Source organism: Micropruina sp., from assembly GCF_047607385.1.
Lineage (GTDB): Bacteria > Actinomycetota > Actinomycetes > Propionibacteriales > Propionibacteriaceae > Micropruina.
This window is the reverse complement of the sequence record NZ_JASGDE010000158.1, coordinates 1-7,970: the sequence shown is the minus strand read 5'-3', so window position 1 is coordinate 7,970 and position 7,970 is coordinate 1. Positions and strand designations below refer to the sequence as shown.

Here is a 7,970-nt window from a genome sequence, read left to right as displayed (position 1 = left end):
TAAACATTACGGAGCTGGCGGCGCCGGGTCAAATCGGCCGGGACGCCCGGGCGTGTCCCCTAGTTGACTAGGGAAAACACCCTCATCAACCGATCCGGACGGCGCCCACCGTACGACGACCACGACGAACCGCAGGCCGGCTACCCTGCCGTCCGCGGCTCAACCGTCAGTCGATCGGCGGGGTCCGGAGGAGCTGTGAACGCCTGGATCGGGGCACCCCGGCGCGGCGAGCCATCGTGGTCGAGTCGGTCGCACTTTGGGCAGGACTCCACTTCGAGGGCACGCGACGGCGTCGGACCGACGAGTTGGGCAGCGCGGAGTCGAGGGGCCGAGGATCGGGGCAGGCTACGGCCGGAACAAGACCGCTCGCTCCTTCGGCGCCGGCGGAACTAGTTCGCACGCACGCCCGGTGGGGTCGGCACCCACCGGCGCTTCGACCCGGGGCGCGGTGCGACCGACGCCGAGCGAGTCCAAACGAGGAAGAAGAAAGTGGGACGCTGGGAACCGTCCCCACCGTCCCACGTCGACCCCGGCAGGTTGCACCGGTAACGGCACCGATGCCGGGACGCCGGCGGGAAACCGGCTCGGACACACCCGGTGAGGTCGGCGTCCACCGGCGCTTCGACTCGGGGTGGGGTTCAACAGACGCCGAGCGAATCCAAACGAGCAAGGAGAAAGTGGGACGCTGGGAACCGTCCCCACCGTCCCACCAGAACCGTCCCGCCGGTTCAGTCCGACGAACGGGTGGGCCGGTCCTTGCCGCGCTCGGGACGAAACTCCTCATTCCGGGTGAAGCCGGCGTCGCGGAGATCCTCGGCCAACTCGTCGACCACCAGATCGTCCGGCTCCCACTCCCCGGATCGGTAGGCGACGCGTCCGATCAGGTGCCCGGCGACCGGGGCGGTCAGGATCTGCAACACGATCACCACCAGCAGACTGAGCCAGACCTTGACGTCACGGATCGAGAACGCCACCCCCAGCAGGGCCAGCAGCAGTCCGAAGACCTGGGGCTTGGTGGCGGCGTGCATCCGGGACAGGATGTCCGGGAATCGGACCAGTCCCAGCGCCCCGGCCAGGCAGAAGAACGCACCGCCGACCAGGAACAGCGCTCCGATCAGGTCGTACACCTCGTCGGCGGTCATTGCTCATCCTCCTGGACGCCGCGCCGGTAGCGCTGCCGGTCGGCCGCCCCGGGAGCCAGCATCCGGGCCACGCTGACCCCGCCGGTGAAGGCCACCATGGCCAGCACCAGCAGGATGGACAGCGAGCTGGTGTCCCGGGAGATCACCATCACCAGGCAGATCGACATCAGCACCGTGGAGATCAACACGTCGGAGCTGACGATCCGGTCCAGCGTCGAAGGTCCCTGGGTCATCCGCCACAGGGTCAGGCCGGCCGCCACGACGATCATCGCCACGGCCAGCCAGATCAGCACCTGGGTCATGACTCCTCCTCGCCGTCCCGGACGCCGGCCCGGTCCAGTTCCTCACGCCGGCGCAGTGCGTCCAGCTCGGCGTTGCTGCCGATCGCCTCCAGCACCCGCCGCTCCACCTTCAACGACTCGCGCCGGGCGTGTTCCACCCCGTCCGGGCCGTCCACGTCCACCAGATGCAGGTAGAGCATCCGGTTCGAACGTCGCGCATCGATGACGATCGAGCCGGGCACGATCGAGATGATCTCGGCGGTCTCCACCTGGTACAGGTCCTGATTGGACCGCAGCGGCACCCGGATCACCGCCGGATGGAAATCGATCCGGGGACCGAACGCGGCCACCGCCAGCCGCCAGGACGACACCGCCAGATCGCGTACCGTAGCCGCCGCGAGGCGCACCAGGCCCAGCGGCCGCAACCGTCCGTGATAGCGGATCGGCGGCAGCGGGAAGGTGACGGTGACCAGCCAGGACAGCACCAGCCCGACGCAGATGTCGACCAGCGAGTAGTTGCCCCACAGGATCACCCAGAGCACGGTGAGCGCCAGGATGGCCCGCCACTGCAGCCGCCAGCGCAACCGGCGCCGGCTCGACGAACGCCTCATCGCGCCACCCCCGACAAGACCGCCTCCAGATACGAATTGCCGAGCAGCCCGGCCGCCGCCCGCTCCACGTAGTCGTACAGCGGCCCGGCCAGGAAGGTGAGCGCCAGTCCCAGGCCGACCAGTGCCGCCGTCGCCCCCACCATCACGCCGGGCATCCGGCCGGCCCGGGCGTCGTCGCCCACGGTGAACTCGTCCGGCGCGTGCGGGCCCAGCAACGGCGTCCCCCAGAAGGCCCGGTTCCACACCTTGGCCACCGCGTACAGGGTGAGCAGGCTGGTCAGCACGCTGCCGACGACCAGGGCCCAGGCCAGTGGCGTCCCGACCTCGACGCCGGACATCAGCAGACCGAGCTTGCCGACGAACCCGGACAGCGGCGGAATACCGGCCAGGTTCATCGCCGGAATGAAGAACAGGGCGCCCAGGACCGGGGCGGTGCTGGCCAGGCCGCCCAGCCGGTCCATAGAGGTGGATCCGCCGACTCGTTCGATCAGGCCCGCGACCAGGAACAGCGCCGCCTGCACGGTGATGTGGTGGGCGGTGTAGAAGATCGCGCCGCCCAGGCTGGACGGTGTGGCCAGGGCGATGCCGAAGATCATGTAGCCGATGTGCGAGACCAAGGTGAACGACAGCAGCCGTTTGATCTCCGACTGCGCGATGGCGCCCAGGATGCCGATCACCATGGTGGCCAGCGCCGCCCAGCCCAGCAGGTCGGTGAGCGGACTGCCCGGGAAGATCACCGTCTGGGTGCGCAGGATCGCGTACACGCCGACCTTGGTGAGCAGGCCCGCGAACACCGCCGTGACCGGGGCCGGCGCGGTCGGGTAGGAGTCGGGCAGCCAGAACGAGAGCGGGAACACCGCGGCCTTGATCGCGAACACCACCAGCAACAGCAACTGCACACTGATCGTCACGTCGCCGGGCAGTTGGGCGAAGCGCAGGCTGAGCTGGGCCATGTTGACCGTGCCGGTCGCCCCGTAGCTGACCGACAGCGCGGTCAGGAACAACAACGAACTGACCAGGTTGATCACCACGTAGATCGACCCGGCGCTGATCCGCTCACCGGTTCCGCCCATGGTGATCAGCACGTAGGACGCGAACAGCAGGATCTCGAAGCCGACGAACAGGTTGAACAGGTCGCCGGCCAGGAAGGCGTCCGACACCCCCGCGGAGAGCAGCAGGAAGGTGGGGTGGAAGATCGACACCGGGGTCTCCCGGTGCACCTCCTCCTCGTCCTGGCCGGTGGCGTAGATCAGCACGCCGAGGGTGACCAGGGACGCCACGGTCAGCATCAGCGCGGCCAGCCGGTCGGCGACCAGCACCACCCCGAGCGGTGCCCAGGCACCCACCCACAGCGACTGGACGCCGTGGGTGTCGGTGATCCAGATCAGCGACCCGGCCACCCCGCACACCCCGGCCAGGGTGAGGATGGACACCGCACGCTGCAGCCGCGGACGGCGTCCGAGCAGCAGGGTCAGCGCGGCGCCGAACATCGGCAGCAGCACCGGCAGCGGGAGCAGGTTGTTCATTCGCTCACCACGTCCGCGCCGGTGTCGGTGAACCGGATCTCCTCGAAGCTGTCGGACGCCTCGTCGGCCTCGGCCAGTTCGCGGATCCGGGCGTCCTCGACGTCGTCGGCGACCTCGTCGTGACCGTTCAACTGGAACGACCGGTAGGCCATGGTGACCAGGAACGCCGAGGTGGCCAGGGCGATCACGATCGCGGTCAGCACCATCGCCTGAGGCAGCGGATCGGACATCTGCTCCTTCGGTGTGGTGCCGATCAGCGGTGGCCCGCCGGCGGCCCCGGAGGCCACCAGGAAGAGCAGGTTGACGCCGTTGCCGGCCACCATCACCCCCATCAGGATGCGGCTCAGCGACCGTTCGGTGATCAGGTACACCCCGCAGGCGACCAGGGCGCCGGCGATGATCGCCAGCGTGACGTTGGGACTCATGATCGTGCCTCCGGCGTCCGGGGTCTCGACGCGCTCGACCAGCGGCGGCGGATCATGTGTGGTGCCCCCGTCCGCCACCGGTGGTGTAGCGCACCACCTGCTCCGATTCCGGCGTCAGCGCCGGCAGCGCCCGGGTGGACTCGGGCTGCGGCACCGGCGCCTGGTCCTGCTCGGACTGGATGTCGATGCCGGCGCCCAGCGTCCGGGTCAGGTCCAGCACCACGCCGATCACGATCAGGTAGACGCCGATGTCGAAGACGGTCGAGCTGACCAGGTGCATCTCGCCGAACAGCGTCCAGTCGCCCCACGGGGTGGCCAGGTGCTCCCAGCCCGGAACGACCACCTTCAGGTCGTAGCTCTGGAAGATCTTGCCGCCCAGCAGGGCCGGGGTCACCGCGCTCAGCACCGAGACCGCCAGGCCGGCGCCGAGCAGGCGTCCGGCGTCGAACGGCACCGCGTCGTCCAGTTCGCGGCGTCCGGCAGCCAGGTAGCGGATCATCAGCGCGATCCCGGCGACCAGGCCGCCGGCGAAACCGCCGCCGGGCGCGTTGTGGCCGGCGATCAGCAGGTACAGCGAGACCAGCATCATGACGCTGAACATGATCCGGGTGATCACCTCGAAGATCAGCGACCGGGAGAGCGGATCGAGCGCGCCGCTGGCCCGCAGCCACATGCCGCGGGCGCCGAACGCGGCGTCGCCCTCCCGCGGCCGGACCCGCTGCACCCGGGAGCGCAGGAAGATCAGGCTGGCCACCCCGGTGGCGGCGATGACCAGCACCGAGATCTCGCCGATGGTGTCCCAGGCCCGGGTGTCGACCAGGGTCACGTTGACGATGTTCTTGCCGTAGCCGAAGGTGTAGGCGGCCTCGTAGTAGTCCACCGACACCGGTACGGCGACCCTCGCCCCGGCCGCCACCAGGGCCAGCAGGGTGACGCTGGCGCCGACCAGCGCCGCCAGCAGGGTGCGCCACCAACGGGTGGACTGCAGCGGACGGTTGGTGAAGTACTTCGGCAGCCGGCGCAGCACCAGCACGAAGACCACCAGCGACACGGTCTCGACCAGCACCTGGGTGAGGGCCAGGTCGGGGCCGCCGTGCAGCAGGAACAACAGCGCCGTGCCGTAGCCGGTGGCACCCACCAGGAGCAGCGCGCGCACGCGTCCCCGGGAGGTGGCGGCCAGCACGCCGGCGGTGATCATCACCGCCCCGATCAGCACCTGCGGCAGATAGTCCCAGGGCTGGACGGCGGCCGGCCAGTGCGTGGTGAACAGCAGCGAGCCACCGGCCAGCACCACCACGACGGCCAGCACGATCGAGGTGTAGCTGGCCAGCGAACCACGCTGAGTGCGGGCGGTGACCTCGACCGCGACGGTGTCCACCCGCTTCATCGCCAGGGTGTACAGCTCGTCGGCACCGAGCATCGTGGGGAAGGTGGCCTGCACCCGGCTGATCGTGTCCCGCTGCCAGAACAGCAGCACGCCGAGACCGATCGCCAGCAGGGACAGCCACAACGGCACGGACAGGCCGTGCCACAAGGCCAGTCCGTGACTGTGCTGACCGGTCTGCACGGTGTCGGCGTACGGGGTGAGCAGCGCGGTCAGCGGACCGCCCAGGAAACCGCCGACCAGGCAGGCTGTGCCCAGCAGCGTCGGCGACAGCAGGAAGCCGGCGGCCGGAGCGTGCACGTCCGGCTCGGGCAGGTTGGGCTTGTCGGCGAATGCTCCCCACCACCAGCGCAGCGAGTACGCGACGGTCAGCACGGAACCGGCGACCACCGCCGCGACCAGCAGCACGGCGGCCAACGGAGGTAGCCCGGTGCCGTCGCCGGCGTCCACCAGGTAGGTGAGCGACTCGAAGGCGGATTCCTTGGCGATGAAGCCCAACGTCGGTGGCAGCCCGGCCATGGACGCCGCCGCGACCCCGCCCACCACCGCGACCAGCGGCAGCCTGCGAGCCACGCCGGTGAGTTGGGTGAGGTCGCGGGTGCCGGTGGAATGGTCGATGACGCCGACCACCAGGAACAGGGTGGACTTGAACAGGGCATGCCCGATCAGCATCGCGATGCCGGCCAGCATCGCCGCCTGGGTACCGAAGCCGCTGAGCAGCACCATGAAACCCAACTGGCTGACCGTGCCGTAGGCCAGCAGCAGTTTGATGTCGTTCTGCCGCAGCGCCCGCCAGCCGCCCAGGATCATCGTGGTGGCCCCCAGCACGCCGACGGCGAGCCGCCAGAACGGCACCGAGGCGAAGCTGGGCGCCATCGCCGCCACCAGGTAGACGCCGGCCTTCACCATCGCGGCGGCATGCAGATAGGCCGAGATCGGGGTGGGCGCCGCCATCGCGCCAGGCAGCCAGAAGTGGAACGGCACCAGCGCGGACTTGCTCAGGGCGCCGACCAGCATCAACAGCGCCGCGGTGGCCGGCAACGGTCCGGACGGCGGCTGGGCCAGGATCGTCGACAGGCTGAAGGTGCCGGCGCTGACACCGAGCGCGACGATGCCGATCAGCATGGCCAGGCCACCGGTGGTGGTGACGATCAGCGCGGTCATGGCCGCGGACCGGTTGGCCCGCCGGGTCGGGTCGTAGCCGATCAGCAGATAGGAGAAGACCGTTGTCAACTCCCAGAAGACGTACAACATGACCAGGTCGTCGACGGTGACCAGGCCCAGCATGGCCGCGGCGAAAGCGGTCAGGATGCCCATGGTGCGGGGGTTGGCGCCGGATTCGAAGTACCAGCGGCAGTAGAGCAGCACCAGCGCCCCGATGCCGGTGACGATCAGCGCCAGCAGCCATTGCAGCAGGCCGACCCGGTAGTGGATCTCGACCCCGAGCTGGGCGATCCAGGTCACCGATTCGACGTAGCTGCCGCCGGCGGTGATCTGCGGCGCCAGGCTCAGCAGCCAACCGAACCCGGCGGCCGGAATCAACGCCATCAGCAGATAGCCGCGCGCCCCGATCGTCCGGGCCAGCAAGGGTGCGCACAACGCCACCACCAGATGGATGATGACGATCGTGCTGATCACTGGCTCCCTCTCTCGACCCGAAAGCGGGCCGGATCGCGGGCGGGGTTGGTCAGTCTATCGGCCGGGCACCGTGGTCCGTCACGGGTGAATTGCGAGACGGTTCACGAACGATCCGGGGACGGTTCGCCCGACGGTGCGGGAAGCGTCCGGAATGGTTGCGGGAACCGTCCCACGGCGCGGACGGCGGCTGGTCAGCCGTTGTCGATCACCAGGTCGGCCCGGCGGGCCGGGTTGCGGCGCTCGATGTAGCGCCGCTGGCCCTCCACGTAGCGGCGGATCCGCGGGTCGTCCGGATCGGACGGGGACCCGTCGCGCTCGGCGAGCCGGCGCACCGACTCCGCGCAGGGCACGTCCAGCCAGACCGAGAAGTCCCACAGCTTGCGGCCGCGCTCGTCGTAGAACCGCTCACAGTGCAGGAACATCCCGTCCACCACGACCACGGCCGTGTCCGGGGCCACCTGCCAGGGCGGGTTGAGCGGGGTCTCGGTGGCGAAGTCGTACGACTTGGCCCGGTAGCGTCCGCAGCCCTCGCTGCCCAGCGGCTCCAGGACGTCCTCGACGAACCGCGGATAGTCGTAGCTGTCCGCCACGAAGCCCTCCGGCGAGGTCCGCCCCTGGGCGTGCCGGACGGACACCGGATTCAGGAAGTCGTCCAGCGAGATCCGGATGACGGTCAGCCCGGAGTCGGTCAGCTCGGTGGTCAGGTCGCCGGCGAAGGTGCTCTTGCCCGCCCCGTCCACGCCGTCGATGGCGACCAGGGTGCGGCCGGTGCGGGGCCGGATCCGGGACACCAGCCAGGACAGTCCCGCCGCGCGGCTCAGCGGCTCAGCCGGGGTGGTGTCCATCGTTCCTCCAGTGCGGTGATTCCGGCTCGGACGCCGGGTGGTTCGGGTTGGGCGGGGGCGTCTGCACCCCGGGGCCGGGTGGCGCCGCCGGCGGCCAGGACGGCGTCGGGCCCGGAAC

7 protein-coding genes are annotated in these 7,970 nt (G+C 69.9%); all 7 read right to left on the bottom strand.

Going from position 1 to position 7,970, the window contains the following annotated elements; all coding sequences use genetic code 11:
• Nucleotides 1-728: 728 nt before the first annotated feature.
• The 7 genes from mnhG to QM582_RS13950 all read right to left on the bottom strand — a co-directional run bounded on the left by mnhG (nucleotide 729) and on the right by QM582_RS13950 (nucleotide 7,852).
• Nucleotides 729-1,142 (bottom strand): monovalent cation/H(+) antiporter subunit G, encoded by a 414-nt coding sequence (gene mnhG / locus QM582_RS13980; RefSeq protein ID WP_415085371.1) that lies wholly within the window; start codon nucleotides 1,140-1,142, stop codon nucleotides 729-731.
• The gene (locus QM582_RS13975) at nucleotides 1,139-1,444 is read right to left on the bottom strand and encodes a monovalent cation/H+ antiporter complex subunit F (RefSeq protein ID WP_415085369.1); all 306 of its coding nucleotides are present in this window, start codon (nucleotides 1,442-1,444) and stop codon (nucleotides 1,139-1,141) included. Before QM582_RS13975 ends, mnhG begins: the two co-directional genes overlap by 4 nt.
• The gene (locus QM582_RS13970; RefSeq protein ID WP_415085368.1) at nucleotides 1,441-2,034 is read right to left on the bottom strand and encodes a Na+/H+ antiporter subunit E; all 594 of its coding nucleotides are present in this window, start codon (nucleotides 2,032-2,034) and stop codon (nucleotides 1,441-1,443) included. The genes QM582_RS13975 and QM582_RS13970 overlap by 4 nt, the downstream gene beginning before the upstream one ends.
• Nucleotides 2,031-3,560, bottom strand: a complete 1,530-nt coding sequence (locus tag QM582_RS13965) for a Na+/H+ antiporter subunit D (RefSeq protein ID WP_415085366.1) — start codon at nucleotides 3,558-3,560, stop codon at nucleotides 2,031-2,033. Before QM582_RS13965 ends, QM582_RS13970 begins: the two co-directional genes overlap by 4 nt.
• On the bottom strand, nucleotides 3,557-3,985 hold the full coding sequence (locus QM582_RS13960) for a Na(+)/H(+) antiporter subunit C (RefSeq protein WP_415085364.1): 429 nt from the start codon (nucleotides 3,983-3,985) through the stop codon (nucleotides 3,557-3,559). The genes QM582_RS13965 and QM582_RS13960 overlap by 4 nt, the downstream gene beginning before the upstream one ends.
• A gap of 52 nt (nucleotides 3,986-4,037) precedes the next feature.
• Nucleotides 4,038-7,007, bottom strand: a complete 2,970-nt coding sequence (locus tag QM582_RS13955; protein WP_415085362.1) for a Na+/H+ antiporter subunit A — start codon at nucleotides 7,005-7,007, stop codon at nucleotides 4,038-4,040.
• Between the two features lie 191 nt (nucleotides 7,008-7,198).
• Nucleotides 7,199-7,852, bottom strand: a complete 654-nt coding sequence (locus QM582_RS13950; protein WP_415085360.1) for a uridine kinase — start codon at nucleotides 7,850-7,852, stop codon at nucleotides 7,199-7,201.
• Nucleotides 7,853-7,970: the final 118 nt, after the last annotated feature.

Coding starts and splice junctions, on each gene's coding strand:
- QM582_RS13965 (WP_415085366.1), bottom strand. CDS start 3,560: ATGAACAACCTGCTCCCGCTGCCGGTGCTGCTGCCGATGTTCGGCGCC.
- QM582_RS13950 (WP_415085360.1), bottom strand. CDS start 7,852: ATGGACACCACCCCGGCTGAGCCGCTGAGCCGCGCGGCGGGACTGTCC.
- QM582_RS13970 (WP_415085368.1), bottom strand. CDS start 2,034: ATGAGGCGTTCGTCGAGCCGGCGCCGGTTGCGCTGGCGGCTGCAGTGG.
- QM582_RS13960 (WP_415085364.1), bottom strand. CDS start 3,985: ATGAGTCCCAACGTCACGCTGGCGATCATCGCCGGCGCCCTGGTCGCC.
- QM582_RS13975 (WP_415085369.1), bottom strand. CDS start 1,444: ATGACCCAGGTGCTGATCTGGCTGGCCGTGGCGATGATCGTCGTGGCG.
- mnhG (WP_415085371.1), bottom strand. CDS start 1,142: ATGACCGCCGACGAGGTGTACGACCTGATCGGAGCGCTGTTCCTGGTC.